This window comes from Aestuariimicrobium soli (assembly GCF_051192575.1).
Lineage (GTDB): Bacteria > Actinomycetota > Actinomycetes > Propionibacteriales > Propionibacteriaceae > Aestuariimicrobium > Aestuariimicrobium soli.
The window spans coordinates 17,810-43,921 of sequence record NZ_JBPJSQ010000011.1; the positions used below are offsets into that span (position 1 = coordinate 17,810).

Sequence of the window (26,112 nt, forward strand, 5' to 3'; positions counted from 1 at the left end):
GGCTCGTTCACCGGCGCCGGGCTCGCAGCAGGTACACGCCCACCCCGGCCGCACCGGCGGCCAGCACGCCACCCGTGGCGATCAGCCCGGTCGGCGAACCGGAGTCGGTCGCCGGCACCGTGGTCTGCTCGGCGCTCGCGTCGGGCTGGCTGGGCGAGGCAGTCGTGGTCTGCTCGTTGTTCGCCGAACTCGCTCCCGGCTGGGCGGTCGAGGGGGCGGACGAGGCAGTGGCCGGTTTGCTGGTGGAGGTGCTGGCGGGCGTGCTGGGGCGCGAGCTGGCGGCCGAACTGGACGTCGCCGAACTGGTGCGCGCCGAACTGGTCGTGGTCGATCGGGTCGTGGTGCCCTTTGAGGTGGACGCCTTCGAGGCCGTCGGCCTCGCCGTGGTGGGTCGGGCTGTGGTGGGCTTCGCCGTGGTCGGCTTGGCCGTCGTGGCAGCCGTCGTGGGCTGGGCCGTGGTCGGCTTGGTGGTCGGCTGCGGCACGGTCGGAGTCACGTTGGCCGGGTTCACCCGGCTCGTCAGCTGCGCCGAGCAGGTCGCCTTCTGGGTCGCCTCGGAGGCGGCCTTCGTGTAGCACCACCCGTCGAGGGTGCCCGGCGGAGGCGTGCGCGCCCCGGCCCCCAGGTTGGAGTAGGTCCACGAGCCGCCGGGGGTGGCCGTCCAGTAGCTCCAGTACTGCCCGGTGAAGGTGGTCGGGCACGACGCGGGGTAGCCCCCGATCGTGCAGAGGTAGCCCCCTCGCGAGTAGGTGAAGTTCAACCCAGCGTTGACCAGCGCCTGCTCACCCGACGACGGGGTGCCGACGCACGTGCTGCGCATCGTCGACCCCGCATCGGTGACCACCAGCAGCCACACCTTCTTCTGACCGAGGCAACTGTCGGCCACCGAGCTGCTGGCCAGGGGACTGGCAGGCAGCGGGTTGGCCCGGGCCGCGGGGGACTGGCCCAGCCAGGGTGCCCCCACCCAGGCCAGAACCCCCGCCACCAGGGCGAGCAGGATGCGCTCGGTCGTCCGCCTCATCGACGACGGCTCACCAGCGCACCGGCGGCCACGGCGCCGAACGCCAGCGTCACCCAGAGCGCGGCGGGCGTGCCCTCGGCGCCGGTGTCGGGCAGGCCCGTCGGACGCTTCGGGGTGGCCGAGGTGATCGTCACCGACGGGGTGCCGGACGAGGCCGGAGCGCTCGACACGGGGGCGCTCGAGACGGGGGCGCTGGAGACCGGCGCGCTCGAGACGGGGGCGCTCGACACGGGAGCGCTGGACGACCCCTCGACGAGCTCGACCGTGGCGTAGCTGACGCCCGCCAGCCCCAGGATGGCCTGGGTGGTGGCCATCAGGTCGCTCGAGGTCGCGTCGAGCGAGGCGCCGAAGCCGCCGTCGGCCAGCTGGTAGCCCTTCAGCCAGGCGGTGGCCTTGGTCACGTCGGTGCTGCCGTCGGCGAGCGCCGCGGCCATCAGACCGGTGGTGTTGAGGGGCGAGTAGTTCGTCCAGTAGCCCTCGGGGGTGGTGTTGGCGACCGCCCAGGCCTCGGCCTTCGCGAGCGCGTCGGCGGCGCCGGGGGTGTCACCCAGCGAGCGCAGCGCGGCGATCATGATGGCCGTGGCGTCGGGGTCTTCGACGAAGGTGTTGTTGTTCCAGGTCTCGACGTAGCCGTAGGCACCGGTGGTGCCCTGCTGCGAGAACACCTGGGCGAGCGCGGAATCGGGCACGGCGACACCGTTGCGGGCCAGCCCGAGCACGGCCAGCGCCAGCGAGAACGAGTACCCGGCCGACGGATCGGCGGTCAGATCGGTGGTGATCACGTCGATCAGGTTGACGCCCCCGAAGTCCTTCGGGTCGGCGCCGACGGCCGCGGCCACCAGAGCGATCTTGCCCGCGCTGCCGGCGTTGTAGGCGTCATCGGCGGCCGTCGACTTGAGCTTGGCCACCATCGCGGCCACCTCGGTCTGGTGCGACTCGCTGGCCACCAGGGCGAGGATCGCGTCGGCCAGCAGGCCACCGCTCAGCTTCGAGGGGTCGGACGACCACTGCGCCGCGATCCAGTCGGCGGCCTTCTGGGTCTCGGCCGGGTTGCTGACGGCGGCCGCGCTGATCGGCGCCGCGTCGGCGGAGCTCAGGGTCAGGGTGGCGATGCCGCCCGACAGGGCGATGCTGGCGGCAAACCCGGCGGCCAGCAGGCGGGTGCTCAGACGGCGTTCGGTGCGGGTGGCGGCCGCGGTGTCAGGGGTGGTGGCCATGGGGAGTCCTCTCGGGAGAGGCATGCGTGGCACCGGGACATTCGTCCTGCGACCTGGGGCATCTGCGAGTGCCCCGGTTCGCGACCCCGGTCCCGCAGCCTCGGCGGGTGTTCATCAAGAACGCAGGTCGGTCCGCACGCGGGCATTCCGACTCGGGCGTCGCCAGCGTCAGCTGGTGGGCCCTCACGGCTGCGGGTCAGCTCCGGATTCTCACCGGATTCCCCCACGGGTGGATCTGGCGATCACAGTACAGGTCGCCGACCCAGCCCAGAAATGGGGTCCGGGAATGGGGGCCCGAGGTGTGCTGGGGTGGTCGCGCCTCAGCGTGGACGAACGCTCAGGATTCGGAATCCCTTCGCCGAGGCTGCGCGCTCGCACGTGAACCCTCGCCCGTCGACGGACTGCTCGGCGATCCAGCGCTGAAGCGAGTCGGCGCCCAGGTTCTTGCCCACCACCAGCCGCGCCTCACCGTCGTCCGACAAGCGTGGAAGCCAGGTCAGCAGCAGGGCGTGCAGGGCGGGTTTGCCGATGCGGATGGGCGGGTTCGACCAGAGCTGGTCGTAGCGGGTCGCGGGGTCGGCGTCGTCCGGACGAAGGGTGGCGACCCGCTCGCCCACGCCGAGGGTGTCGGCGTTGAGGCGCGTGAGCTGCAGGGCGCGATCGTTCACGTCGATGGCGTCGACCCGGGCCTCGGGGCAGCGGCGGGCGAGGGCGACGGCGATCGGACCAAACCCGCAGCCCACGTCGGCGATCCGGCGGGCGGTGGTCGGCGGCGCGGATTCCTGGAACAGCACGGTGGTGCCTGGGTCGAGCCGCGTACCCGAGAACACGCCAGCGGCGGTGCGGAAGCGCAGGATTTCGTCCCAGATCTGGCAGTCGACCTCGCGCAACCGCGACTCGTCGAGCGGTTCGGCGGGGGAGTCGAAGTAGTGGCTCACACGTCCTCCAGGCTCACAGGTCCTCCAGGCGAATCTCGTCGACCTCGCGTCGGCGGCGGGACTCCACGGCCCGGTCGCCCAGGCGCGCGTCGTCGGGGTAGCCCACGGCCTCCAGCGTGAGCCCCGAGGCGGGCATCACTGTGACGTCGGTGGCGCGGTGGTCGAGGGTGAGCGTGTGCTCGAGCCAGCTGAGGGTGCGTCGTCCGAGCCCCACGGCGACCAGCGCGCCCATCACCGAGCGCACCATCGAATGGCAGAAGGCGTCGGCGCGCAGCACGGTGTCGATCTGCCCGTCGCGGTGGCGGACGACCTCGCAGTGCTGCAGCGTGCGGATCGTGGTGGCACCGGTCTGCTCCGCGTCGGGGCGGGGTTTGCAGAAGGCCGCGAAGTCGCGCAGCCCCAACGTGAGCTCGGCAGCGGCCTGCATGGCGCCGGGGTCGAGTCGTCCGCGAGTGGTGGCGACCCGGTGGCGCAGGGTGGGGGTGCGGACGGCCTCGTCGTCCCACAGGCGGTAGCGGTAGCGGCGCCAGATCGCCGAGAAGCGGGCATCGAAACCGGGGGCGGCCGGGGTGAGCCGGTGCACGGCGATGTCGCCGTCGAGCACACGGCGCAGGCGGTGCAGCAGGGTCGAGGTGTTGGTGTCGGAGGGCAGGTCGAGATGGCAGACCTGGGCGTCGGCGTGCACCCCGGCATCGGTGCGTCCGGCGACGGTGAGCGCTACGGGGGCATCGAGGCGCAGCACCTGCGGCAGCCAGCGCTCGAGCTCGCCCTGCACGGTGCGCAGCCCCGGCTGGTGGGCCCAGCCGTGGAAATTCGTGCCGTCGTAGGCGAGGTCGAGGCGCCAGCGGGTGGTGTGCGTGCTCATGGGCGGCGGGCGTAGGTCAGGTCGCGGACGATGCGCCCCGCGCGCAGTCCCTTGGCCTCGAACTTCGTGATCGGACGAAGCCCCAGCCGCGGCGCCCAGCCGGTGTCGGCGGCGTGCACGTTCACCAGGCCCGGCTCGGCGTCGAGCACCTCGCGGAGCCATTCCGCGTAGTCGTCCCAGTCGGTGGCCAACCGCCACAGACCGCCGAGGGTGTCACCGGTGGCGGGGACCAGCCGCGAGGCCACCAGCGAGGCGAACTCGGCCTGGACGAGGCGCCGCTTGTGGTGGCGGGTCTTGTGCCAGGGGTCGGGGAAGAAGGTCCACAACTCGGTGATCGAGTCGGGGCCGAGCAGGTGGCGCAGACCGGCGGCGGCATCGTTCATCACGAAGCGGACATTGGTGATGCCCTCGCGTCCGAGCAGGTTCATGGCGCTGGCGACGGCCGGCTGGAAGACCTCGAACGCGAGGATGTTCCAGTCGGGGTGGGCGGAGGCCATCGCCGCCAGCGATTCGCCGGTGCCGGTGCCGATCTCGACGGCCAGGGGAGCGGTGCGGCCGAACAGGGCGGGCAGGTCGAGCGGCTGGTCGGGGGCCACCGAGGTCTCGGTCTCGAGGGTGGCGACCGGCACCAACCAGTCGTCGGCGTGGCGGGCCCAGGCCTTCTGCTGCGAGGGGTTCATGCGGTCGGACCGGCGCACGAAGCTGACCACCTCGCGGTGCACGCGGGGTCGGTCGTCGGGCTGCTCGGTCACGTCGGAAAGCCTAGAGGTGCGCAGGGGTGCGCAGCGGCCACGGCGGTGGTTGGATCGGGTCATGACCGCCGACACCCGCATTCCCGAGGCCGTGCGCTGGCTCGAGCCCTTCCTGATCGACTGGATCGACACCCAGCGCCTGCGCACGGGAGTGCCGGGGGTGCAGGTCGCCATCCGCCTGGGCGACGACCTGTTGAGCTCGTTCGCCGTGGGCTGGGCCGATCAGCCCGCCCGCGAACCCCTGACGACGGCCCACGCCTTCCGGATCGCCTCGCACTCCAAGACGTTCACGGCGACCGCGATCATGGCCCTGGCGGAGCAGGGGAGCCTGCGTCTGGACGACCAGCTGGGCCACTGGGTGCCCGAGCTGGTCGACGTTCCCGCTGGTCAGGTCACGGTTCGCGAGCTACTGAGCCATCAGGCCGGGGTGCTGCGCGACGGCGACGACGCGAACTTCTGGCAGTTGGCCAAGCCCTTCAACGACCGCGACCAGCTGATCGCCGAGCTCTCCCGCGACCTCGTGTTCGCTCCCAACACGCACTTCCACTACACGAACATCGGCTACTCGGCGCTGGGCCTGGTGATCGAGTCGGTCACCGGACGAGGCTGGCACGAGGTGGTGCTCGACCTGGTCACACCGCTGGTCGACCTCGTCGAGGGCGACCTGGTGTTCGGGCCCGAGCTGGGTCACGGACCCGACGTCACCCTCGCCGCCGGTCACGCCCTGCCGACGCTCACCCCGGCCGAGGTCGGGCTGCCGGCCGAGTTGGGCGAGCCCGCGACCATCGCCCACGTCGACACCTTCGCCGAGGCGGCCGCCACCGGCTGCTGGGCCAATGCCGAGGCGACCACGGCGTGGTTGTCGTCCCATGCTTGGGGCACCGACCGACTGCTGTCGGACTCCTCGAAGCGGTTGATGCAGCGCAAGGAATCGACCGTCGTCGAGGCGGGGCAGACCCGGTGGTACGGGCTGGGGTGGATCATGCGCGAGATCGGCAGCCGGTTCGTGATCGGGCATTCGGGCGGGTTCCCCGGCCACATCACCCAGACCTGGGGCGACCCGGCCACCGGCCTGTCGGTGAGCGTGCTCACGAACCGCAACGGCTCGTCCGCCAGCGACTGGGCGACCACCATCGTGAAGCTGCTCGACCACGTCGTCGGCGCTGTCGGTGCTGTTGGCTCGGGCACCGACACTCCGGACGACCGCTTCGCCGGCCGGTTCAGCTCCTTGTGGGGCAGCCTGCACCTGATTCCTGTGCCCGGGGCGGTGCTGTCGCTGTCGACCGAGGCCGCCGACCCGGTCGCGGGCGCGGTGCGGCTCACCGTGGTCGACGAGGGCGCCCTGCAGGCCGAGGCCAAGGACGGGTTCTCGAGCTACGGCGAAACCATGCGGGTCGAGCGCGACGAGGCCGGCGAGATCACCTCGGTGACGACCACCGGCATCACCAGTTGGCGTCCCGAGGTGTTCCAGGCCTTGCGCGCCGACCTGCTGGCCGGGAAGGCTCAGCGCACCGACGTCGCCTGATCCATCGTGTGCCCGGTCAGCGACAGCAGCAGCTCGCACGCCATCGAGTTGGCCCAGCTGAACCACGGACGCGTGAACCGGGTGGGGTCGTCCGGGTCGAAGCCCTCGTGCATCAGCCCGGTGCCGCCGGTGGTGTCGAGCAGGCAGGCGGCCAGGCCGCGCGCCTCGTCCGGGTCGGTGGCAGTGATGCCCTGCACGGCCAGCGCGATCGGCCAGATGTAGCCGTCGGGGGTGTGCGGGCTGCCGGTGCCGCGCGCGTGCGCGCCCGAGTGGTAGTAGGGGTTGGCGTCGGAGAGGATCCAGCCGCGGGTGGTGAGGTAGCGCTCGTCGGCGGCGGCGAGGTCACTGCACAGCGGCAGGCTGAGCAGGCTCGGCATGTTGGCGTCGTCCATCAGCAGTTGGTCGCCCAGCCCGTTCACCTCGTAGGCCAGGGTCTGCTCGTCGGTGAGCGCGTGGGCCTCGATGCCGGCGCGGAGTTCGTCCGCGAGTGAGGTGGCGTCGGCGGCCAACGGTTCGTCGTCCCAGATGGTGCGAGCGAGGTCGGCGAGCAGCCCGAGCGCGTGGGCCGCGAAGTACTGCGCGGGCACGTTGTAGTGGTAGGTGCAGGCGTCGTCGCTGGGACGAAAGCCCGACCACGTCAGGCCGGTGACCCCGACGGGGGTGCCGCGACCGTCGGGCCCCAGGGTGTCGTCGGTGCCCTCACGGACGAAGCGGTAGTCGGACCTCTCCTCGTGGTGCTGCTCGAGCCGCCACAGGTCGATCACGGTGCGGGCGCCGGCGTGCACGGGCGCCAGCGCGGCGGTGTCGCCGGTGACCTTCCAGTACTGCCAGGCCAGCTGGATCGGGAACGCCAGCGAGTCGATCTCGTACTTCTGCTCCCACACCCACGGGTTGTCGCACAGGTCGGCCGCGTGCCAGGAGGCGCTGTTCGGCTCGGCGTTGAACGCATTGGCGTAGGGGTCGATGGCGATCTGCTCCCACTGCTTGCGGATCAGCCCGGCGATGGTGGCGCGCACCTCGTCGGACTCGGTGGCCAGCAGCAGGTAGGGGCGCAGTTGCGCGGACGAGTCGCGCAGCCACATCGCCGGGATGTCGCCGGTGATCACGAACACCGAGCCGTCGGGCTGGGGGTTGAGGGTCGTCTGCCAGGTGTTCAGCATCGCGTCGCGGAAGAACGTGCCGGCGTCGGCGCGGTCGAGGTGGGTGGCGATCTCGGCGGCATGCCGCTCGATGAGTGACACCAGGGCGTCGCTGGCCGGGTTGACGATCGTGGGTTCGGTCATGCGTTCACTCCATCGAGTCAGGGGGTCGATGCCAAGTCGCGCGGCCGCATCGATCACGGTTCCGCGCGCGAATCGGCGAGCCAGCCGCGAGAATCCGCGGGCCAGTCCCGGCCACTGTGACGGACGACGCCAGCGCGCCCGGGTGGGGGCCTGGGCGGCGCGTCGTCCGGGGTGGTGGGGGAGGGGTGTTGGCATGCGGGGTGTCCGTGGGTGAGGATGGCTGGTGACGGGCTGCCGACGGGGCCGCCGACGGTCGGAACGCCTGCCAGAGGGCGATTTGGTCGCCGGTGCGCAGGCGGGGTAGCCTAAGACGCTGTTGCGCATCGGCATGCCTGCTCGCTCTGGCTGAGCTCGCGGCCCGCGCTGCAGAACCTGTACAAGCAACTCTATGGAAGATGGTCCGCGACCGTGTCTACCTACACTCCCAAGCCGGGCGAAATCACCCGGAACTGGCATGTGATCGATGCCGAGGACGTTGTTCTCGGTCGTCTGGCTGTGACTGCCGCCACTCTGCTGCGTGGCAAGCACAAGCCCACCTTCGCGTCGCACGTCGACACCGGCGACTTCGTCGTCATCGTCAACGCTTCCAAGATCGCGGTGACCGGCAACAAGCGCACCGACTCGCTGCGCTACCGCCACTCGGGTCGCCCCGGTGGCCTGACCGCCACCCCGATCGGTGAGCTGCTCGCCAAGGACCCCCGCAAGGCGGTCGAGCTCGCTGTCTGGGGCATGCTGCCCAAGAACAAGCTGGCCCGTCAGCAGATGTCGAAGCTCAAGGTCTACGCCGGCCCGGAGCACCCCCACGCTGCCCAGCAGCCGCAGCCGTACGAGATCACCCAGATCTCCCAGACCGCCAACTGAGCCAAGGAATGACCGTGTCTGAAACCGTTGAGCTTGACGAGACCATCGACGTCGAGGAGAACTCCTTCGTCGACGAGAACGATCGCGAGATCGCCTACCGCTCCGACTCGAACGCTGCCGCCGCCACCGGCGCCTCGTCGCGTCCGGCCGTGATCGCCGCCGGCGGTGGCACCGGTCGTCGCAAGGAGGCCGTGGCCCGCGTGCGCCTCGTTCCCGGCTCGGGTTCGTGGACCGTGAACGGCCGCAGCCTGGAGGAGTACTTCCCGAACAAGGTGCACCAGCAGATCGCCAGCCAGCCGCTGGTCGTCGCCGGTGTCGAGGGCTCCTACGACATCATCGCTCGCATCCACGGCGGCGGCATCACCGGCCAGGCCGGTGCGCTGAGCCTGGGCATCGCCCGTGCGCTGAACGGTGTCGACGTCGAGGCGAGCCGTCCGGTGCTGAAGAAGGCCGGCCTGCTGACCCGCGACGCCCGCATCAAGGAGCGCAAGAAGGCTGGTCTGAAGAAGGCCCGCAAGGCTCCCCAGTACTCGAAGCGTTGATTCAGTACTCGAAGCGCTGAGTTTCACTCGACCCCGGTTCCCTCGTGGAGCCGGGGTCGAGTGCTGTTCGGGGGTCGATGAGCGGTGTCGCGGGGGAGTGGTGGGAGCTCTGCCTGGCCACCGCTCCAAAAGTGGCGCCCAACTGGGCCCTCCGTCACGCCACGTTCCCGATGGCCGGGTTGTGCGCCAATAGTTGCGTGATCGGCCAGCCCAGGCCATGGCGTGGTTCGGCGGAGCGGCACCGGTGACCGGGCCACCCGTGACTGGCTCCGGCCTCGGAGCGGCGCAGTTGTCCACAGATCGGCATGTCCGGTGGGCGTGTCGCAGGAAGTTGTCCCCAGCTGCTCCGAGTCGCCCTCCATGACCCCGGTCGCATGGCCCAATCCCTCCATGCGCCCCGATCGAGAACTGCTCGAGCAACTGCGGCTGAACGGCTGGGCCCTGAGGATCGCCGATCATCCGAACGTGGGCTCCGCTGTGCGCAGACAGCACGAGCAGGGCCTCGTCTGCGTCCCGTTGCCCGGCATTGCGATGTCAGTGCCGCATGAGCACGACTGGCGGGTCAGGCTTCGGGCCACTCGTCTCTGGCGTCCCGAGGCAGCTCTCGCCGGCCGGCTGGCGGCACGACTGACCTTCTGGGAGGAAGCAGAGGTTCGCGAACTTGACGTCGTCCTCCCTCGTCATCGCGGCAGGACTCCTGGATGGCTACGCGTGACCACCATGCCGCTGCCGAGCCACCTGCTCGTCTGGCGCGGGGACGTGCCGTTCCTGCGATACGCACCGGGTGCCCTGGTGGGAGGTGCCATGGGTGACCTCCAACCCCTGTTCAACGGGCTGCGGCAGAAGGCGTTCTCACCCGCCGACCTTCGTGAGGTCGCCGACCTCGCCCCGTACGGGCCGCGTGGTCGGTGGCGAGAACTCGCCGCCACTGTGGCGACGAATCCCTGGTCACCGGCCGAGCTCGACGCACACCAGTTCCTGCACAGGACAGGGTTCAGGCGATGGAAGGCCAACCCCCTGCTCGAAGTAGCGGGGAGGCGCATCCGCCCCGACGTGCTGTTCGAGGGCTCCCGCACGATCTTCGAACTTCAGTCGCGGCAGTACCACGCGCCGGACGAGGATCGAACCAGCGACTGGGCCCGTCACAACGTGCTCACGTGCGCCGGCTACACGGTGCTGCACTACACGCCCGCCGACCTGCGAGACCGCCCGGATGCCGTGGTGCGTCAACTGCTGGGGGTGGTCCACGCCCGGGAGGCACCAGCCGTCAGCACACCACTCGCACCTCAGGCGCGGTGGGCGTCGGGAATGGGCCCGTAGCGCACCGGGATCCGGTCGCGGTCGAAGGTGATCTCGGTGTAACCGTGGGGCTTCGCGGCCCCGTGCTCGTCCAAGTTCACGAACACGATCTTGTCGATGGTGATGAGGGTCTGGCGGGTGATCATGTTGCGCGCCTCGGCCCGCAGCGTGATGCTGGTGCGCCCGAAGTGCGTGGGGATGAGCCCGATCTCGACGAGGTCACCTTGCCAGGCCGAGGCGACGAAGTTGATCTCCGACATGTACTTGGTGACAACGCGCTCGTTGCCGAGCTGCACGATCACGTAGATCGCGGCCTCCTCGTCGATCCACTTCAACAGGCTGCCCCCGAAGAGCGTGCCGTTGGCATTGAGGTCCTCCGGCCGCACCCATCGGCGAGAGTGGAACCGCATGTCGTCGGGGCCGAGATCGTCCAGGTCGCTCACGAGCGGCAAGTCTACGAGCACCACCGTCCGCGAGGGTTCCCGGACCGAACCACCCGCCCCGCGACACACCCGATCAAAGGCCAGCACGCGACCGGCCGCGCGCAACCGGGGTGAGCGAATCCGGCTAGGGTGTCACCCGTGGCACGACTCTTCGGAACCGACGGTGTGCGCGGCAAGGCCAATCAAGACCTGACCGCCGAACTGGCCCTCGACCTCGCGGTCGCAGCGGCCCACGTGCTCGGGGAGGTGGGGTTCTTCGGCGAGCGTCGTCCCAAGGCATTGGTCGGGCGCGACCCCCGCGCCAGCGGTGAGTTCCTCGAGGCGGCCGTCATCGCCGGGCTCGCCTCGGCGGGGGTCGACGTCGTCCGCGTGGGCGTCGTGCCCACCCCGGGCGTGGCCTTCCTCGTCAACTCCCACAACGCCGACCTGGGGGTGATGCTCTCGGCCTCGCACAACCCCATGCCCGACAACGGCATCAAGTTCTTCAGCCGCGGCGGCGTGAAGCTCGACGACTCCCTCGAGGACGCCATCGAGCAGCGCATGGGCGAGGACTGGCAGCGTCCGGTCGGCGACCAGGTGGGGCGCGTGAGCGCCGACCTGGGCGCCATCGAGGAGTACGTGGCCCACCTGGTCAGTTCCATCGACGGCACCAGCCTCGAGGGACTGACCATCGTCATCGACACCGCCAACGGGGCCTCGTCCGCCACCGCCAAGGACGCCTTCGAGACCCAGGGCGCCACCGTCATCGCGATCCACAACGCTCCCGACGGCCTCAACATCAACGAGAACTGCGGCTCGACCCACATGGGCGATCTGCAGGCCGCCGTCATCGAGCACCACGCCGATCTCGGGCTTGCCTTCGACGGTGACGCCGACCGCTGCCTGGCCGTCGACGCCGAGGGCAACCTCGTCGACGGCGACCAGATCCTGGCGATCCTGGCGCTCGGCCTGAAGGAGGAGCACAAGCTCTCGTCCGACACCGTGGTGGCCACGATCATGTCGAACCTCGGTTTCGTGAACGCGATGCGCGAGCACGGCATTCGCGTCGACCAGACCAAGGTCGGCGACCGCTACGTGCTCGAGTCGATGAACGCCAACGGGTTCACGCTGGGCGGCGAGCAGTCCGGGCACGTCATCATGAGCGAGTTCGCCACCACCGGCGACGGCGTGCTCACGGGCCTGCACCTGGCCGCCCGCATGGCCACCACCGGCAAGTCCATGGCCGAGTTGGCCGCCGTGATGACCCGACTCCCGCAGGCGCTGGTCAACGTCAAGGGGGTCGACAAGCTGCGGGCCGGCATCGACACCGAGATCCAGTCGGCCGTCGCCTCCGCCAACCACGAGCTGGGCGGCAACGGGCGAGTGGTCCTGCGCCCCTCGGGCACCGAGCCGCTGGTGCGGGTGATGGTCGAGGCCGACACCACCGAGCGTGCCGAGCAGATCGCCAGCCGCCTCGCCGAACTGGTGAAGGCGCGCGTCAGCCTCTGACTCCGGAATCGCGTTCCCACCAGCCCAAACGTGCCGGTCGCCAGATCACATGCGAAGGGGGAATAGGAATGCCCCCTTGAGCGCTTCCGTTGTGGAACTGAATGGCTGTTCACTTGAGTGGCCGACGACGAGGGGACGACCACATGGGTGCAGCAGTGATCAGCGGAGCCAGACTTCGCCACGACGACGCGGCGGCCAAGACGGTGACCCCGTTGCTGATCGCCGCGGTGGTGCTGCTCGGCGCCGTCGGACCCCTGGCCACCGACATGTACGTGCCAGCCTTCCCGCACGTCGCCGCCGACCTCGTCACCAGCACCGGCTCGGTGCAGCTGACCCTCACCACCTTCTTCCTGGGCATGGGCCTGGGCCAGTTGGTGGGTGGCCCGGTCTCTGACCAGATCGGACGAAAGCGTCCGCTCCTGGTCGGCACCCTGGTGACCCTCGCGGCATCGATCATCTGCGCGATCGCGCCCTCCATCGGTGTGATGCTGGTGGCCCGTTTCTTCCAGGGTCTGGGGGCCGGCTGGGCGATGGTGATCGGCCGCGCCGTGATCGTCGACCTCGCGCACGGCGGGCAGCTCGTCCGCGTCATGAACGTGCTGATGGGCGTGGGTGCGCTGGCGCCGATGATCGCCCCGCTGATCGGCGCCGTGATCCTGCGGTGGTCGGTGTGGCGCACGGCGTTCTGGGTGATCGCCGCCATGGCCGTGGTCATGCTGGTGGCATCGCTGCTGGTCATCCCCGAGTCGCTGCCCAGCGAGAAGCGTCATGGGGGAGGGCTGCAGGCGTTCGTCCGCAACTCACGGGTGGTGCTGTCGAACCGGCGGTTCGTGGGCTACATGCTCACCAACGCGGCCACCGGGTTCGCACTGTTCGCCTATGTCGCCAGCTCGCCGATCCTGATCCAGGTGCGCAATGGGCTGTCGCCGATGACCTACTCGGTCGACTTCGCGTTCAACGCCGGCGGCATGATGGTCGCCACCCTGATCGCCGCCCGGTTGGCCGGCAAGGTCGCCACCCGCAAGGTGATGTTCACCGGTCAGAGCCTGGCCTTCGTCGGCGCGATCCTGCTGCTGGTCAGCGCGATCTGGTTCGACGCGCACTGGTCGCTGGTGATGCCCAGCTTCTTCCTGCTGATGGCCGGCCAGGGCCTGATCGGGCCCAACGGTGGAGCGCTCGCCAGCGCCGAGGTGCCCGAATACGCCGGCACCGCGTCGGCCGTGCTCGGACTCACCATGAGCCTGTCGTTCGCCGTCTCGCCGCCCATCGTGGCGCTGTTCGGTGAGGGCAGCGCGTTCGGCCCCGGCATCATGTTCCTCGGCGGTTCGCTGGTGTCGATGTTCTGCATGCTGGTGGTGGCTCGTCCGCGCCGCGAGGCCGCCTGAGGCTCAGATCTTGCGGATGCGCACCGACTCCATCGCGTGGTCGGCGCCCTTGCGCAGAATCACCGTCGCGCGTTCCCGGGTCGGGCGCACGTTCGCCTCGAGGTTGGGGCCGTTGATCTCGTCCCACACCTGGTGCGCGAACTGCGTCGCCTCGGGCACCGCCATCGAGGCGAACCGGGCGAAGAACGAGTCGGGCTGCTGGAAGGCGGTCTCGCGCAGCGCCAGGAAGCGATCGACGAACCACGCCCTGATGTGGTCGTCGTCGGCGTCGACGTAGACCGAGAAGTCGAAGAAGTCGCTCAGCGCCAACCCCACCCGGCCATCGGAGTGCCGCCGCGCCGGCTGCAGCACGTTCAGGCCCTCGATGATCAAGATGTCGGGGTGGCGCACGACGATCTGCTCGTCGGGCACGATGTCGTAGATCTGGTGCGAGTAGACCGGGGCGCTCACCTCGGGACGGCCCGACTTGACGTCCATGACGAACTGCTGCAGGGCCCGCCGGTCGTACGACTCGGGGAAGCCCTTCTTGTCGAGAATGCCGCGCGCCTCGAGCTCGGCGTTGGGGTAGAGGAATCCGTCGGTGGTCACCAGTTCCACCCGCGGACGGCCCGGTGCCTGCCCCAGAAGTTCCTTGAGCAACCTCGCCGTGGTCGACTTGCCGACGGCCACCGAGCCGGCGACGGCGATGACGAACGGCGTTCGTCCGACCTGACGATCGAGGAAGGCGTTGCTGGCGCGGTAGAGGTGGCCGGTGTGCTTGATGTGCAGGTGCAGCAGCTGCGTGAGGGGAATGTAGACCTCACGCACGTCGCGCTGGCTGGTCGGGTCACCGAGGCCGCGCAGTCGTGCCAGAGTGGTCTCGTCGACATCGATGTCGGTGTGATCGGCCAGATCGGCCCACTCGGTGCGCGCTATCTCGAGGTAGGGGCTGTCGTCTTCGGGGTTGCCAGCGGGGGTGGCGAGAAGGGGCTGCGGCGCCGCGGAAGTCACGCGGCAAGAGTCACACGGTGCGGCGGATTGGTCAATCGCTCAGAGTCTCTGTACGTTTGTTGCCGTGTGTGGAATCGTCGGATATGTGGGCAGCCAAAGTGCCCAGCAGGTCGTCATCGAAGGACTCCGTCGCCTCGAGTACCGAGGCTATGACTCGGCGGGCATCGCCGTCGAGGCCGGGGGTGAACTGAGCGCCCGCAAGAAGTCGGGCAAGCTCGCCAACCTCGAGGCCGAGCTGGAGGCTCGTCCGATCCCGCAGAGCCGGCACGCGGTGGGGCACACCCGCTGGGCGACACACGGCGGGCCCACGGACGAGAACGCCCACCCCCACCTGAGCCAGAACGGCCGGGTGGCGCTGGTGCACAACGGCATCATCGAGAACTTCGCGGATCTGCGCTCCGAGCTCGAGGAACAGGGCATCACCTTCGCCTCCGAGACCGACACCGAGGTGGCCGCGCAGTTGCTGGGCGTCGAGGTCGAGAAGGCCGACTCGCTGGGCGACGCGATGCGCGCGGTCGCCAGCCGGCTCGAGGGTGCCTTCACCCTGGTGGCGATCGACACCGCCGACCCCGACCGCGTGGTCGCGGCCCGGCGCAACTCGCCGTTGGTGGTCGGACGAGGCGAGGGCGAGAACTTCCTCGCCAGCGACGTGGCGGCCTTCATCGAGCACACCCGCGAGGCGATCGAGCTGGGGCAGGACCAGGTCGTCGAGATCACTCCCGACGAGATCGTGATCACCGACTTCGACGGCGGCGCCTCCGAGGGCAAGCCGTACCACGTCGACTGGGACCTGTCGGCGGCCGAGAAGCAGGGCTACGACTGGTTCATGCGCAAGGAGATCCACGAGCAGCCGCAGGCCGTCGCCGACACGCTGCTGGGTCGCTGGAACAACCGGGGTGAGCTGACCCTCGACGAGATCCGGATCAGCCCCGAGGAGCTGCGGCGCATCAACAAGATCGTGATCGTCGCCTGCGGCACCGCCTTCTACGCCGGGCTGGTCGCCAAGTACGCCATCGAGCACTGGACGCGCATTCCCTGCGAGGTCGAGATCGCCTCCGAGTTCCGCTACCGCGACCCGATCATCGACCCGATGACCCTGGTGGTGACCATCTCGCAGTCGGGGGAGACGGCCGACACCCTGATGGCCATCCGGCACGCCCGCGAACAGCACGCCAAGGTGATCGCCATCTGCAACACCAACGGGGCGACGATTCCGCGCGAGTCCGATGCGGTGATCTACACCCACGCCGGGCCCGAGATCGGGGTGGCCTCGACCAAGGGCTTCACCACCCAGGTAGTGGCCTGCTACTTGCTGGGGCTCTACCTCGCGCAGGTTCGCGGTATGAAGTACGGCGACGAGATCAGGGCCGTGATGACCGAGCTCGACTCGATGCCGGCCAAGATGCAGCAGGTGCTCGACGCCTCGCAACAGGTGCTCGACCTGGCCGCCCAGTTCAAGGACGTGCCGTCGGTGCTCTTCCTCGGACGACACGTCGGCTACCCCGTCGCCCTCGAGGGTGCGCTGAAGCTGAAGGAACTGGCCTACATCCACGCGGAGGGGTTCGCCGCCGGAGAGCTCAAGCACGGCCCGATCGCCCTGATCGACCAGGACCTGCCGGTGTTCGTGGTCGTCCCACCGCGGGGTCGCGACCAACTGCACGACAAGGTGGTCTCGAACATCCAGGAGATCAGGGCCCGCGGCGCGCGCACCATCGTGCTCGTCGAGGAGGAGGACGACACCGTCACCCCGTATGCGGACACGCTGGTGAGGCTGCCCAAGGTCTCGACGCTGCTGCAGCCGCTGGTGGCGACGATCCCGCTGCAGGTGTTCGCCTGTGAACTGGCGACCCAGAAGGGTCACGACGTCGACCAGCCGAGGAACCTGGCGAAGTCGGTCACGGTGGAATGAGGGGTTTCCGGCGGTTTTGTCGTGGCGGCGACCTAGCGTGAGTGGTGGGTCCTGACGGGCCCGCACATCACAGGAGGAAGCATGGCTCACGGCGACATCACCCACACCGACATCCCCGTCTCCGACCTCGAGGCGGGCAAGACGTTCTACGGCACCCTGTTCGGCTGGAACATCGCGGAGTACCCCGGTTTCGAGGGGTACCCGATGTGGCAGGCGCCCAACAAGGTCTCCGGCGGCGGCATGATGCTGCGCGATGGCTCGCTCACCCAGCCGCGCAGCTACGTCGAGGTGGACTCCATCGACGAGACCCTGGCGAAGGCCACGGAGCTCGGCGGCAGCGTGGTGCTGCCCAAGACCGAGATCGACGCCACCAGCTGGTTCGCCGCGTTCACCGACCCCGACGGCAACCAGATCGGCCTCTTCGAAGGCCAGACCGGGGGAGAGGACGCCGCCCAAGAGTGAGTGCCGGCTCCGCCGGTTGATGGTCTCGACACGTCACTCGTTCCTCGCTCCTGCTCGACCGGCGGGGCTTGAGTCCCGTCGATCAGCGGTGGTGGGAGGGCGGTTGCTCGTCCGGGACGAACCGGGCGGCTAGGTTGAACCCATGATCGTGGGCATCGGCATGGACGTGTGCAGCGTCGAGCGCTTCCAGAACATGGTCGACCGCCACCCCGGGGTCGTGGCGCGCCTGCTGACCGAGGGCGAGCGACGCGTGCCCATCGCCTCGCAGGCGGCCCGGTTCGCCTCGAAGGAGGCCCTGGCCAAGGCCCTCGGTGCGCCCAGCGGTCTGGTCTGGCTCGACTCCGAAGTGGTGCGCCTCGACGGGGGCCAGCCGCAGTTCGAACTGCGTGGCACGGTGGCCGCGCGGGCGGCGGAACTCGGCATCACCCGGGTGCACCTGTCCATCAGCCACGACGCCGGCCTGGCGTGCGCCTACGTGGTCTGCGAGGCCGTCTGACCATGAGATCCATCTGCGCCTCCGACGAGATCCGCGCCGCCGAGCGGGCCTGGTTCGACACCCATCCCGGGGGAGACCTGTTCCGGCCGGCCGTCACCGCCGTCGCCGAGGTCGCCCGCGCGATGCTGCAGTCGCTCCCGCACGGGTTCGTCCTCGTCGTCGACGGGTCGGGCAACAACGGTGAGGACGCCCGCCGCGCCGGTGATCTGCTCGCCTCCGAGGGTGTCGAGGTGCGCCGGTGGAGCGACGTCAGCGACTCCTTCGCCCCCAACTCCCAGGACTGGTCGCACCTGGTGCTCGTGATCGACGGTTTCACCGGCATCGGTGGCCGGGGCGGGCTGCCCGATGAGGTGCGCGCGCTGGCCGTGCACTGCACCCGCCGCCGGGTGGCGGTGCTGTCGATCGACCTGCCCTCGGGTCTGGTCGCCGACTCCGGGGCCGATCACCCGAGCTTTCGCGCCGACACCACCGTCACCTTCATCGCCGAGAAGGCCTGCCACGTGCTGCAGCCCGCCGCCTCGAAGTGCGGACGAGTGGTCGTCGCCGACATCGGCGTGCGGGTGCCGGAGCGGCTCGCGCTGGCGCTGGAGCCCACCGACCTGGCCGAGCGCTGGCCGACCCCCGGGGTGCGCAGCGACAAGTACTCCCGCGGGGTCGTCGGCCTCGACATCGGTTCGGAGCGTTACCCCGGCGCCGGGCTGCTCGGCGCCGACGGCGCCCTGCTCGCCGGCGCCGGCATGGTGCGCCACGTCGGCCCCGACTGGGTCACCACCGAGGCGGTGCGCCGCCACCCCAGCATCACCGTCGGCGAGGGCCGCGTGCAGGCGTGGGTGGTCGGTTCGGGGTGGTCGGACGATGACCCCGCCCGCCTGACGGCCAGACTCGAGGGTCGCGCCCGCGACGGGGTGCCGATGGTGATCGACGCGAGCGCGCTCGTCCCCGAGGTGTTGGACGAGCTGCCGCTGCCCGCGAATTCACTGCTCACCCCGCACGCGGGGGAGTTGGCGCGGCTGCTGGGCCTCTCCCGCGACCGGGTGGAGGCCGATCCGCTCGAGCGGGCGCGGGAGGCCGCCGGTCGGTTCGGTGCCGCGGTGCTGCTGAAGGGCGCGAGCCAGCTGTGCGTGTCGTCCGAGGGTGACCAGGTGCTGGTGGCCGTTCCGGGGCCGGCGTGGACGGCGCAGGCCGGGTCGGGCGATGTGCTCGCCGGAGTCTGCGGAACTCTGCTGGCGGCAGGAGTTCCCGCGGTGTGGGCCGGTGCACTGGCCGCCTCGCTGCAGGCGCTCACCGCGGCCGAACATCCGGGGCCATGGCCGCCGGATCAGCTGGCCGCCCGCTTCCCCGAGACCCTCGCGGCCCTGCTCCACTGAGGCGCCCGCTCTGGCCACCACACCCTGGCATCTGCCCACGTTGCTCGCATCTGCCGCCGTTGCAACATGGGGCACATGCGACAAGAGGCGGCAGATGGGCCGAGCGCGTCAGGGCAGCAGGTGCGGGGTTTCCTTCAGCACCCGCGAACCGGCGTCGATCGCCTCCTGGTAGTGCCCCACCAATTGGGCGCAGATGAAGTCCCAGGTGCGGTGCTCCACCGACATGCGGGCGGCGGTCGAGAAGGCGGCGCGCTTGGCGTCGTCCCCGATCAGGTCGACCACGTAGGAGCGCAGCCCCGCCAGATCACCGGGCTCGTACAACCAGCCGGTGCGGGAGGGGTTCACGAGATCGATGGGTCCACCGCGACGGGGAGCCACCACGGGCAGCCCTGAGGCCAGCGCCTCCTGGATGGCCTGGCCGAAGGTCTCGAGCTCGCCGGTGTGCACGAACAGGTCGAAGCTGGCCAGCGCCACCGGCAGGTCCTCACCGCCCATCGGACCGGTGAAGACGGCCTCGGGAAGCTGGGTGCGCAGCTGGTCAGCCAGCGGTCCACCGCCGATGATCACCAGCTTCGTGCCGGGCAGGTCGCCCAGCACCCGCAGGTCTTCGACCCGCTTCTCACTGGCCAGCCGCCCCATGTAGCCGATGATCCGTTCACCGTTGGGTGCCCACTGGCGGCGCAGGTCGTCCGAGCGCTTGCGGGGATCGAAGCGCACCGAGTCGACCCCGCGCGACCAGATGCCGACGCGCGGAATGCCCTGGGCCTCGAGCTGCTGCTTGGCGAAGGTCGACGGCGCGAAGTTCAGCGTCGCCAGCGAATGGGCGTGGCGAATGCGCGACCACAGGATCGGCTCGATGGTGGGGAAGCCGTAGCGGGCGGCGTAGCTGGGGATCTCGGTCTGGTAGATGCCGACCGCGGGAATGCCCAGGTGGGCCGCGGCCAGCGCCGACTTGTAGCCGAGCGCGAACGGGGCGGCCAGGTGCACGACGTCGGGCGCCTCGTCCCCCAGCAGTTTGGTCATCTGATAGGTGGTGACACCGCAGACCCGCACGTCGGCGTAGCCGGGCAGCCCCACCGAGGGGACGGTCAGCACGGGGGTGCCGAGGTAGTGGCGCGGGGTCTTGGTGCCGTCGGCCGGCGCGACCACGAAGGCCTCGTGCCCGGTGGCCCGCAGATGCTCGAGCATGCGCAGCACCGAGTTGGTGACGCCGTTCACCTGGGGAAGAAAGCTCTCCGCGACAATGGCCACTCGCACGGTCCCAGTCTATGTCGGCCCTCGGCGTCGCCCGCGGCGCTGGGCCGTCGCTCGAGTTGAACGTTTGGTGACACCCGTGAACGTTCGGTGAAACCCGGACGATCGGGCGGCAAACCCGGCCGACTTGGAGCCCGCGCCCGAAACCGGTAAAGTAGCTCAAGCCTCAAGTGAGGCCACCTCAGGGCGCCGGTTCCTTCATCGGACGAGCGCCAGTCAAGGCGAATGGTTGCGTGGGCGGCGGCAGGAGAGAACTCCTGGAGCTGACGCCAGTGGGCGACTCGTTCGCACCATCCATTCGCACCCCGAATCCACCCCCGACCGACCATTGTGTGTCCGCGGGAGGTGCGCGGGTGCGCCCGGCTGCGTGCCGGGACGACAGAGCCATCAGGTTCGGAAGTGAGCACCCCTGTGTCGAAGTTCGACAATCGACCCAAGAACAAGCCCGGCAAGGCGCGGGCCCCGAAGGCCTACAAGGCCGACGGCACCCCCAAGAAGCGTTGGAGCGCCGATCAGCGCGCCGCCGCCGGTCATGATCCCCGTCGCCGCGGCGGCCAGCCCCGCAGCGAGTACCGCGGTGACCGCGAGCGCACCGACCGTTTCGAGAACCGCGACCGTTTCGAGAACCGCGGCGACCGGTTCGATGCCCGCGATGATCGCCGCGACAACCGCGCCGACTCGCGTGACGACCGCCGCGACAACCGGGACGACCGCCGCCCCGCCGACCGCTTCCAGCGCACCGAGCGCGGCGGTTCCTTCACCTACACCCGCCCGAGCCGCTCGTACGACCGTCCGCACCAGGACGGGTCGTCCCAGAACCGGTTCGAGTCCCGCGACCGATTCGACCGTCCGCGCCGCGATGACCGCGACGATCGTCCCCGCCGCGATGACCGCGACGACCGCCGCGGCGGCCACCAGAACCGCGAGGACCGCCCCTGGCGCGAGCGCGACTTCGACCGTGACTCGGCGCGTCCTCACGCCGGTGCCCGCGGCCCCCGCCAGTTCCACGGCGACCCCGCCAAGGATCGCTTCCGCAAGGATCGCGACGAGCGCCGCTCGCGCAGCTGGGACCGGGACGACCGCCCCCGCCGCGACTTCGACCGCGCCGACCGCGGCGACCGCGCCGACCGCTTCGACCGCCCCCGCCGGGACGTCGACCGGGGTGACCGGCCCGACCGCTTCCAGCGTGACGACCGCCCCCAGCGCAGCTTCGCCGAGGGAGAGGAGGCCGCGTTCGACGCCGACATCATGAGCTGGACCGAGGCCGCCGACGTCGACATCGACGCCAGCACCGTCACCGAGACCGACAGCTTCCACCAGCTCGGCCTGCCCGACAAGCTGGTCGCCAGCCTGACCGCCCAGGGCATCACCGAGCCCTTCCCGATCCAGGCCGCCACCATCCCGGTCGCCCTCGAGGGGCGCGACGTGCTCGGCCGCGGCCGCACCGGCTCGGGCAAGACCCTGTCGTTCGGTCTGCCGATGCTCACCCGCATCAGCCAGAACAACGGCTTCAAGGACGCCCCCGCCGGCCTCGTGCTGGTGCCCACCCGCGAGCTGGCCCTGCAGGTCGCCGACGCGCTCTCGCCGCTGGCGAAGGCCCTCGGCCTGTCGCTGGCGCTGGTCGCCGGCGGCATGAGCTACGGCCCCCAGGTGAAGGCACTCTCGAGCGGTGTCGACGTGGTCGTGGCCACCCCCGGCCGACTGATCGACCTGATGGAACAGGGCGTCGCCAACCTGTCGAAGGTGCTCGTCACCGTGCTGGACGAGGCCGATCACATGGCCGACATGGGCTTCATGCCCGACGTGCAGGCGATTCTCGACGCCACCCCCGAGAACGCGCAGCGTCTGCTGTTCTCGGCAACCCTCGACAACGCCGTGGGCCAGCTGGTCAAGAAGTACCTGCACGACCCCTCGACCCACGAGGTCGACTCGGGTCAGGCCAGCGTCACCACCATGGAGCACCACCTGCTGCTGGTGCACCCGCACCACAAGAACGAGACGACCGCCCTGGTCGCCAACCGTGAGGGCAAGACCGTCATCTTCGCCCGCACCCAGATGGGCGCCTCGCGCATCGCCGACCAGCTGCGTGCGGCCGGCGTGATGGCCGGAGCCCTGCACGGTGGTCTGACCCAGGGCGCCCGCGCCCGCGTGCTGGCCGCCTTCAAGGAGGGCACCGTGCCCGTGCTGGTCGCCACCGACGTGGCCGCCCGCGGTATTCACGTCGACGACGTCTCGCTCGTGCTGCAGGTCGACCCGCCGCAGAACTCGAAGGACTACCTGCACCGCGCCGGACGCACCGCCCGCGCCGGTGAGAAGGGTGTCGTGGCCACCATCGTGCTGCCGCACCAGCGCCGCACCATGCAGCGCATGGCCGGCGACGCCGGGGTCTCGGGTGAGCTCACCAAGGTGGAGCCCGGCGACGAGCTGCTCACCGAGGTGACCGGCGCTCGTCCGATCGACCACGAGCCGATCAGCGAGAACGAGTACAACGACCTGATCGCCCCGCCGAAGCGCGCTCCCCGTCAGGGACGACCCGGTGGCCGCAAGCAGTTCGGTGACCGTGGCGGCTTCCGCAAGGGCGGCGACCGCGGTGGCTTCCGCAAGGGTGGCGACCGTGGCGGCTTCCGCAAGGGCGGCGATCGCCCCCAGCGCGACCGTGTCGGTGACTTCGGCGGCTGGAACCGCGGCGAGTGACCCCTGCGGGGGGCATAGGCTGCTGGGTTGTGGCAGATGACGTGCAGTTGAGACTGGCCGGGGTGGACGACGCCCCGGCCATGCTCGACGTGATCCAGCGGGCGTTCGCGGCTCGTCCGGCGGTCGACCCGCCCCCGGCGGCCCTCTCGGACACGGTCGACGACGTCCGACGCCAGCTCGAGAGCGGACATGGGGTGGTCGCCGAGATCGACGGCGTCGTCAGCGGTTGCCTGCTGCTGAGCGGGCCCGAGGACGACCTGCCCGCCGACGGGCGCCACGCGCGGGTGGTGGGCGTGCATCGCGTCAGCGTGCTGCCCGAGGCCCGCAACAACGGACTGGCCTCGGCCCTGGTGCACGGCGCCGCCGACGTGGCTCTCGATCTGGGGGCCACCCATCTGGAACTGCTCAGCCGGCGTGAGTTCCCGCAGACCATGGCCTGGTGGATCCATCACGGGTTCGTGCGCCATGCCGAGGTCGAACTCGGTTGGATGCTGCGGGCGGCCCTGCCCACCCGTGTGCACGTACCCGATGCTGCCGCGATGCAGCGCCTGGGTGCCTGGCTCGCCACACTGGTGCGGGCCGGCGACGTGCTGGTGCTGGACGGTGAACTGGGTGCCGGCAAGACGACCCTGACGCAGGGTCTGGGGGCTGGCTTGGCCGTCGACGGCCCGATCATCTCGCCGACCTTCGTGCTCTCGCGCATCCATCCGGCGCGCGTCGAGGGCGCTCCCGGGCTGGTGCACGTCGACGCCTACCGGTTGGCCTCGGCGGCCGAGGTCGAGGACCTCGACCTCGAGGACTCGCTGGCCGACCACGTCACCGTCGTCGAGTGGGGGCGCGGCGTCGCCGAGACCCTCAGCGACGACCGGCTCGAGATCGAGATCCGACGCCCGTTGGCCGATGAGTCCGCCGACGGGGAGGCCGACGGTCGCGACGTGCTGCTGATGGGCGTGGGGGAGCGTTGGCGTGGGGTCTCGCTGACCCCGCCTTCCGGCCTGGCGCCTGACGAACCGGTGGCGCCTGACGAACGAATCGAGAGGTCGGCATGACCGCAGTCAGTCCCGACAGCCCTGGCAGCGTGGGCTCCCCGACCACCGGCACCCCGAGCACTGGCGCCCCGCGCATCGTGCTCGCGATCGACACCGCCACCGTGGTGTGCGCCGCCCTGGCCCGCGACGGCCAGTTGCTCGCCAGCGGTCGGGTGGACGACACCCGCGCCCACGTCGAGCGACTCGTCCCTCTGGTCACCGAGCTGTGCGAGCAGGCCGGCATCGCGCTCACCGACGTCACCGACGTCGCGGTGGGCGTGGGGCCCGGCCCGTTCACCGGCCTGCGGGTCGGCGTGGTCACCGCGCTGACGCTGGCCGCCCTGGCCGGCACCACTGCCCGCGGAGTCTGCACCCTCGACATCGCAGCCCGGCAGTACGTGCTCGGCCGCGGGGTGCCGCCGGGTGCGGACGGGCCGGCCGACGCCAGCGAGTTCGTGGCCGCCATCGACGCGCGCCGCAAGGAGCTCTACTGGGCCCGTTACGACGCCGACGGCACCCGGCTGGACGGCCCGTTCGTCGGCCCCGCCTCCGAACTGCCCGACCTGCCTGTCGTGGGTCCGGGCGCCGGCCTCGCCGCAAAGTCGGAACCTGACCTGCCCCTCGACGTCGCCGTGCTGGCCCAGGTGCCCGACACGTTCACCGATGCCGGCCTCGAACCGCTCTATCTGCGCAAACCCGACGCCGAGGTCTCGACCTCGCGCAAGTCGGCGCTGCAGCCGGGGGTACGGCTGTCACTGAAGGGGAACCGCCGATGATGCAGCGCAGCGCCACCCTCGACGACGTGCCCGCGATCGCGCGGCTCGACGAGCAGTCCTTCCCCACCAAGGAGCGGTGGAGCGAGCAGTTGTGGGCCGACGAACTGCGGGCCGACGACCGGTTCGTGATGGTGGCCGTCGACTCGTCCGAGGCCCTGATCGGCGTCGCCACCTTCCAACTCGTCGACGAGGTGCTCGACCTGCTGCGGGTGATGGTCGACGCCCGCTGGCGACGCATGGGGGTGGCCAGCGACCTGCTGCGCGCAGGCATCCTGTTCGCGACCTCGCACGGTTGCACCCGCATCCTGCTCGAGGTGAGGGACGACAACCAGATGGCCATCACCCTGTACGAAGGCTTCGGCTTCGAGGTGATCGACACCCGCAAGAACTACTACGGCCCGGGGCTCGACGCCCGGGTGATGCAGCACGAGGTGGCGCAGTGACTTCCACGACCCAGACCCACCCCGGCAGCACCGGCCCGCTGGTGCTCGGCATCGAGTCGTCGTGTGACGAGACCGGCGTCGGCATCGTCCGCGGCAACACCCTGCTCGCGAACGAGGTCGCCAGCTCGGTCGACCTGCACGTGCGCTTCGGCGGGGTCGTGCCCGAGGTCGCCAGCCGGGCCCACCTCGAGGCCATGGTGCCGGCCCTCCAACGCGCCGTCGCGACCGCCGACATCGATCTCTCGGAACTCGACGGCATCGCCGTCACCGCCGGCCCCGGACTGATGGGCGCCCTGGTGGTCGGCCTTGCCTCGGCCAAAACGCTGGCGGCCTACCTGAACAAGCCGCTGTACGGCGTCAACCACCTCGCCGGTCACGTCGCCGTCGACCTGCTCGACCACGGTGACCTGCCGACACCGTGCGTGGCGTTGCTGGTCTCGGGCGGTCACACCTCGCTGCTGCTGGTCAACGACATGGCCTCCGACATCGTCGAGATCGGCTCGACCATCGACGACGCCGCCGGCGAGGCCTACGACAAGGTGGCCCGCCTGCTCGGCCTGCCCTACCCGGGCGGCCCGGTGATCGACAAGGCGGCTGCCGACGGCGACCCGACGGCGATTCGCTTCCCGCGCGGGCTCACCGCCCGCCACGACCTCGACAAGCACCGCTTCGACTTCAGCTTCTCGGGCCTCAAGACCGCCGTCTCGCGATGGGTCGAGACCGAGCAGCGCGACGGCCGCCCCGTGCCGGTCGCCGATGTCGCAGCCAGCTTCCAGGAGGCCGTCTGCGACGTGCTCTCGGCGAAGGCGGTCGACGCCTGCCTGCACCACGGCGCCACCCACCTGCTGATCGGTGGCGGGGTCGCGGCCAACTCCCGCCTGCGGGCCCTGCTCGAGCAGCGGGCCTCGGCCGCCGGCATCGAGCTGCGTCGGCCTCGTCCGGCGTTGTGCACCGACAACGGGGCCATGATGGCCGCCCTGGGCACGCAGGTGATCAGGGCCGGGCTTCGTCCGAGCTCGTTCGACATCTCGGCCAACTCGGGCCTGCCGGTCTCGACGATTCTGGTGTGAGCCC

24 protein-coding genes and 1 riboswitch are annotated in these 26,112 nt (G+C 70.4%); of the genes, 15 read left to right on the plus strand and 9 right to left on the minus strand.

Translation table 11 applies throughout. The annotated features are described in order from the left end of the window. Positions 1-7: 7 nt before the first annotated feature. The 5 genes from ACSDQ9_RS12230 to trmB all read right to left on the minus strand — a co-directional run bounded on the left by ACSDQ9_RS12230 (position 8) and on the right by trmB (position 4,793). On the minus strand, positions 8-1,021 hold the full coding sequence (locus ACSDQ9_RS12230) for a hypothetical protein (protein ID WP_435147417.1): 1,014 nt from the start codon (positions 1,019-1,021) through the stop codon (positions 8-10). Beyond that, entirely contained in the window at positions 1,018-2,238 is a 1,221-nt protein-coding gene (locus ACSDQ9_RS12235; RefSeq protein ID WP_435147419.1) for an LPXTG cell wall anchor domain-containing protein, read from the minus strand. The genes ACSDQ9_RS12230 and ACSDQ9_RS12235 overlap by 4 nt, the downstream gene beginning before the upstream one ends. Before the next feature lie 120 nt (positions 2,239-2,358). Further along, positions 2,359-2,504: riboswitch (cobalamin riboswitch) on the minus strand. Positions 2,505-2,558: 54 nt separating this feature from the next. Next, positions 2,559-3,176: a class I SAM-dependent methyltransferase gene (locus tag ACSDQ9_RS12240; protein WP_435147420.1), complete on the minus strand. Its 618-nt coding sequence runs from the start codon at positions 3,174-3,176 to the stop codon at positions 2,559-2,561. A gap of 13 nt (positions 3,177-3,189) precedes the next feature. Next, positions 3,190-4,041, minus strand: coding sequence for a tRNA pseudouridine(38-40) synthase TruA (truA, locus tag ACSDQ9_RS12245; protein ID WP_435147422.1), 852 nt, complete (start codon positions 4,039-4,041; stop codon positions 3,190-3,192). After that, positions 4,038-4,793, minus strand: a complete 756-nt coding sequence (gene trmB, locus ACSDQ9_RS12250; protein WP_435147424.1) for a tRNA (guanosine(46)-N7)-methyltransferase TrmB — start codon at positions 4,791-4,793, stop codon at positions 4,038-4,040. Before trmB ends, truA begins: the two co-directional genes overlap by 4 nt. Before the next feature lie 61 nt (positions 4,794-4,854). Here trmB and ACSDQ9_RS12255 point away from each other — a divergent pair, with 61 nt between their 5' ends. After that, entirely contained in the window at positions 4,855-6,318 is a 1,464-nt protein-coding gene (locus ACSDQ9_RS12255; RefSeq protein ID WP_435147426.1) for a serine hydrolase domain-containing protein, read from the plus strand. Here the strand turns inward: ACSDQ9_RS12255 and ACSDQ9_RS12260 are convergent. Continuing rightward, a complete protein-coding gene (locus ACSDQ9_RS12260; RefSeq protein WP_435147428.1) occupies positions 6,297-7,796 on the minus strand; it encodes a glycoside hydrolase family 125 protein in 1,500 nt (499 codons plus the stop codon). The genes ACSDQ9_RS12255 and ACSDQ9_RS12260 overlap by 22 nt on opposite strands. Before the next feature lie 213 nt (positions 7,797-8,009). Between ACSDQ9_RS12260 and rplM the strand changes: the two genes are divergently transcribed. The 3 genes from rplM to ACSDQ9_RS12275 all read left to right on the plus strand — a co-directional run bounded on the left by rplM (position 8,010) and on the right by ACSDQ9_RS12275 (position 10,324). Then, complete coding sequence (rplM, locus tag ACSDQ9_RS12265; RefSeq protein ID WP_435147430.1) at positions 8,010-8,462, plus strand: 50S ribosomal protein L13; 453 nt, start codon at positions 8,010-8,012, stop codon at positions 8,460-8,462. A gap of 8 nt (positions 8,463-8,470) precedes the next feature. Next, positions 8,471-9,004, plus strand: coding sequence for a 30S ribosomal protein S9 (rpsI, locus tag ACSDQ9_RS12270; protein ID WP_435147432.1), 534 nt, complete (start codon positions 8,471-8,473; stop codon positions 9,002-9,004). Positions 9,005-9,715: 711 nt separating this feature from the next. Continuing rightward, complete coding sequence (locus ACSDQ9_RS12275; protein WP_435147434.1) at positions 9,716-10,324, plus strand: endonuclease domain-containing protein; 609 nt, start codon at positions 9,716-9,718, stop codon at positions 10,322-10,324. Here ACSDQ9_RS12275 and ACSDQ9_RS12280 read toward each other — a convergent pair. Next, on the minus strand, positions 10,291-10,746 hold the full coding sequence (locus ACSDQ9_RS12280; protein WP_435147436.1) for an acyl-CoA thioesterase: 456 nt from the start codon (positions 10,744-10,746) through the stop codon (positions 10,291-10,293). The two genes, ACSDQ9_RS12275 and ACSDQ9_RS12280, sit on opposite strands and share 34 nt — an antisense overlap. A 138-nt stretch (positions 10,747-10,884) precedes the next feature. On the opposite strand from ACSDQ9_RS12280, the gene glmM reads away from it, so the two are divergent. Together glmM and ACSDQ9_RS12290 are read left to right on the plus strand one after the other, a co-directional pair. Then, positions 10,885-12,234, plus strand: coding sequence for a phosphoglucosamine mutase (gene glmM, locus ACSDQ9_RS12285; RefSeq protein ID WP_435147438.1), 1,350 nt, complete (start codon positions 10,885-10,887; stop codon positions 12,232-12,234). A gap of 143 nt (positions 12,235-12,377) precedes the next feature. Further along, positions 12,378-13,619, plus strand: a complete 1,242-nt coding sequence (locus ACSDQ9_RS12290; protein ID WP_435147440.1) for a multidrug effflux MFS transporter — start codon at positions 12,378-12,380, stop codon at positions 13,617-13,619. A gap of 3 nt (positions 13,620-13,622) precedes the next feature. Here the strand turns inward: ACSDQ9_RS12290 and coaA are convergent, their stop codons facing one another. Then, complete coding sequence (gene coaA / locus ACSDQ9_RS12295) at positions 13,623-14,609, minus strand: type I pantothenate kinase (RefSeq protein ID WP_435147441.1); 987 nt, start codon at positions 14,607-14,609, stop codon at positions 13,623-13,625. A gap of 64 nt (positions 14,610-14,673) precedes the next feature. Here coaA and glmS point away from each other — a divergent pair, with 64 nt between their 5' ends. The 4 genes from glmS to ACSDQ9_RS12315 all read left to right on the plus strand — a co-directional run bounded on the left by glmS (position 14,674) and on the right by ACSDQ9_RS12315 (position 18,843). Next, complete coding sequence (gene glmS / locus ACSDQ9_RS12300; protein ID WP_435147443.1) at positions 14,674-16,518, plus strand: glutamine--fructose-6-phosphate transaminase (isomerizing); 1,845 nt, start codon at positions 14,674-14,676, stop codon at positions 16,516-16,518. 81 nt (positions 16,519-16,599) lie between these two features. Continuing rightward, positions 16,600-16,980, plus strand: coding sequence for a VOC family protein (locus ACSDQ9_RS12305; RefSeq protein WP_435147445.1), 381 nt, complete (start codon positions 16,600-16,602; stop codon positions 16,978-16,980). 142 nt (positions 16,981-17,122) lie between these two features. Then, complete coding sequence (locus ACSDQ9_RS12310; RefSeq protein ID WP_435147446.1) at positions 17,123-17,476, plus strand: holo-ACP synthase; 354 nt, start codon at positions 17,123-17,125, stop codon at positions 17,474-17,476. 2 nt (positions 17,477-17,478) lie between these two features. Beyond that, positions 17,479-18,843 carry a bifunctional ADP-dependent NAD(P)H-hydrate dehydratase/NAD(P)H-hydrate epimerase gene (locus ACSDQ9_RS12315; protein ID WP_435147448.1) on the plus strand — a complete coding sequence of 455 codons (1,365 nt, stop codon included), beginning with the start codon at positions 17,479-17,481 and terminating at the stop codon, positions 18,841-18,843. 108 nt (positions 18,844-18,951) lie between these two features. Here the strand turns inward: ACSDQ9_RS12315 and ACSDQ9_RS12320 are convergent, their stop codons facing one another. Further along, a complete protein-coding gene (locus tag ACSDQ9_RS12320) occupies positions 18,952-20,100 on the minus strand; it encodes a glycosyltransferase family 4 protein (RefSeq protein ID WP_435147450.1) in 1,149 nt (382 codons plus the stop codon). Positions 20,101-20,496: 396 nt separating this feature from the next. Here ACSDQ9_RS12320 and ACSDQ9_RS12325 point away from each other — a divergent pair, with 396 nt between their 5' ends. The 5 genes from ACSDQ9_RS12325 to tsaD are packed head-to-tail and all read left to right on the plus strand — an operon-like array spanning position 20,497 to position 26,108. Further along, positions 20,497-22,791 (plus strand): DEAD/DEAH box helicase, encoded by a 2,295-nt coding sequence (locus tag ACSDQ9_RS12325; protein ID WP_435147451.1) that lies wholly within the window; start codon positions 20,497-20,499, stop codon positions 22,789-22,791. Positions 22,792-22,820: 29 nt separating this feature from the next. Next, complete coding sequence (gene tsaE / locus ACSDQ9_RS12330; protein ID WP_435147453.1) at positions 22,821-23,840, plus strand: tRNA (adenosine(37)-N6)-threonylcarbamoyltransferase complex ATPase subunit type 1 TsaE; 1,020 nt, start codon at positions 22,821-22,823, stop codon at positions 23,838-23,840. Next, positions 23,837-24,595: a tRNA (adenosine(37)-N6)-threonylcarbamoyltransferase complex dimerization subunit type 1 TsaB gene (tsaB, locus tag ACSDQ9_RS12335; protein WP_435147455.1), complete on the plus strand. Its 759-nt coding sequence runs from the start codon at positions 23,837-23,839 to the stop codon at positions 24,593-24,595. Before tsaE ends, tsaB begins: the two co-directional genes overlap by 4 nt. After that, a complete protein-coding gene (locus ACSDQ9_RS12340) occupies positions 24,592-25,038 on the plus strand; it encodes a GNAT family N-acetyltransferase (protein ID WP_435147457.1) in 447 nt (148 codons plus the stop codon). The genes tsaB and ACSDQ9_RS12340 overlap by 4 nt, the downstream gene beginning before the upstream one ends. Next, entirely contained in the window at positions 25,035-26,108 is a 1,074-nt protein-coding gene (gene tsaD, locus ACSDQ9_RS12345; RefSeq protein ID WP_435147459.1) for a tRNA (adenosine(37)-N6)-threonylcarbamoyltransferase complex transferase subunit TsaD, read from the plus strand. Before ACSDQ9_RS12340 ends, tsaD begins: the two co-directional genes overlap by 4 nt. The last annotated feature ends 4 nt before the right edge of the window (positions 26,109-26,112 follow it).